Below are 1,941 nucleotides of genomic sequence, written 5' to 3' on the forward strand. Positions count from 1 at the left end.
GGGGTTCCCGCGCCGCGGCCGCCCTTGCCCGGCGATATCGAGGCCGATGTCGCCATCGTCGGCGCCGGCTACACCGGCCTTTGGACCGCCTACTATCTGAAGAAGGCGAGACCGTCGCTGCGCATCGCGCTGATCGAGCGCGAATTCGCCGGCTTCGGCGCGTCGGGCCGCAATGGCGGCTGGCTGTCGGGCGGCTTCACCTGGTCGCGCGAGAAATATCTCAAGACCTCGACCCGGCAAGGTGTCAGCGCCATGCAGGCGGCGATGGCCGGCTGCGTCGACGAGGTGATCCGGGTGGCGGCCGCCGAAGGGATCGATGCCGACATTCGCCGCGTCGACAATCTGACGGTGGCCACCAACCCGGCGCAGCTCGAACGCGCCCGCGAGGAGTGCGAGACGATCCGCGCCTGGGACGTCGATCCGAACCGCGTCGAGATGCTCGATCAAGCGGCGACGCGGGCGCGCATCAATGTCCGCGACGTCCTTGGCGGCTTCGTCGTCCATGGCCAGGCGCGGGTGCAACCGGCCAAGCTGGTGCGCGGCCTTGCCGCCGCCGTCGAGCGGCTGGGTGTGCCGATCTACGAGAAGACGACGGTGACCGCCATCGCCAAGGGCAGCGTGACGACCAACCGCGGCACGGTGCGGGCAGAAACCATCATCCGCGCCACCGAGGGTTTTACGGCCGGCATCCCCGGCGAGGAACGGACCTGGCTGGCGCTCAACAGCGCGCAGATCGTGACCGAGCCGCTGTCGCCTGAGCTGTGGCGCGCGATCGGCTGGGAAGGACATGAGCTGCTCGGCAGTGCCGCCCATGCCTATTGCTATGCCCAGCGCACGCGCGAGGGGCGCATCACCATGGGCGGGCGCGGCGTGCCCTATCGCTACGGCTCGCGCACCGACGTCAACGGCCAGACGCAGCAGGTGACGATCGACCAGCTGCATCAGATCCTGACGACGCTGCTGCCGCAGACGGCGGGCTGCCGCATCGAGCATGCCTGGTGCGGCGTGCTTGGCGTGCCGCGCGATTGGTGCACGACGGTTGGCCTCGACCCGACGACCCGCATCGGCTGGGCCGGCGGCTATGTCGGGCTCGGCGTCTCCAGCTCCAATCTATCGGGGCGCACGCTCGCCGACCTGATCCTTGGCCAGGACACGGAACTGACGCGCCTGCCCTGGGTCAACCGCAAGGTGCGGCGCTGGGAGCCGGAGCCGTTCCGCTGGCTCGGCGTCCATTCGATGTACCAGCTTTACCATCTCGCCGATCGCCGCGAGGCCGCCGGGCTTTCGCACACCTCGAAGCTTGCCGCCCTGGCCGACGCCATCACCGGTCACTAGAGCAGTTCACCGTTTCACGGAAACGGCGGCCTGCTCTAACTCATTGTTTTGACGCAATTCCGGACGGAAAACCGTTCACACTTTTCCTGGAATTGCTCTATTGCGGATCAGCATTTCATGGAGCCCAATTTGATCGATCTTCGACTTTCCACGACCTCGCCACGGCCGATATCGGGGCGTTCTCGCCGAAGCCGACCTCCATCGAAGGCGACCAGGTCGAGGCGGTGCGCTCGTTCTTCCAATCGCCGGACGGGAGCGTCGATATCGGCATCTGGGAATGCACGCCGGGCCGCTTCACCGCCGATCGCTCGGGCTCGTCGGAGATTTGCCACATCATCTCGGGACGGGTCGAAGTAGCGCGCGCCGATGGCGAAAGGCGCGAGCTCGGCCCGGGCGATCTGCTCGTCCTGCCGCAAGGCTGGAAGGGCGAATGGCTGATCAGGGAGACCACGCGCAAGCTCTACATGATCCAGAGCGCCGCCTGATCGCAGGCGACGATCGACCCGAACCGGGTCAGTGCTCGATCGGCCCCCTCGGTGAGACCAGGGCGGTGCCGGCGGTGGTCGGCCGCTCGATCATGCGGCGCACATGCGGCGGGTCCCCGCC

General features: G+C 67.6%; 1 protein-coding gene and 1 pseudogene. Both read left to right on the forward strand.

Going from position 1 to position 1,941, the window contains the following annotated elements:
- Positions 1–1,335, forward strand: a 1,335-nt coding sequence (locus EN738_RS33960; RefSeq protein WP_245494852.1) for an FAD-binding oxidoreductase, incomplete at its 5' end; no start/stop codon positions are given.
- 117 nt (positions 1,336–1,452) lie between these two features.
- A pseudogene (locus tag EN738_RS33965) lies at positions 1,453–1,820 on the forward strand (cupin domain-containing protein).
- The last annotated feature ends 121 nt before the right edge of the window (positions 1,821–1,941 follow it).

This window comes from Mesorhizobium sp. M4B.F.Ca.ET.017.02.2.1 (assembly GCF_003998955.1).
GTDB classification, from domain to species: Bacteria; Pseudomonadota; Alphaproteobacteria; order Rhizobiales; family Rhizobiaceae; genus Mesorhizobium; species Mesorhizobium abyssinicae.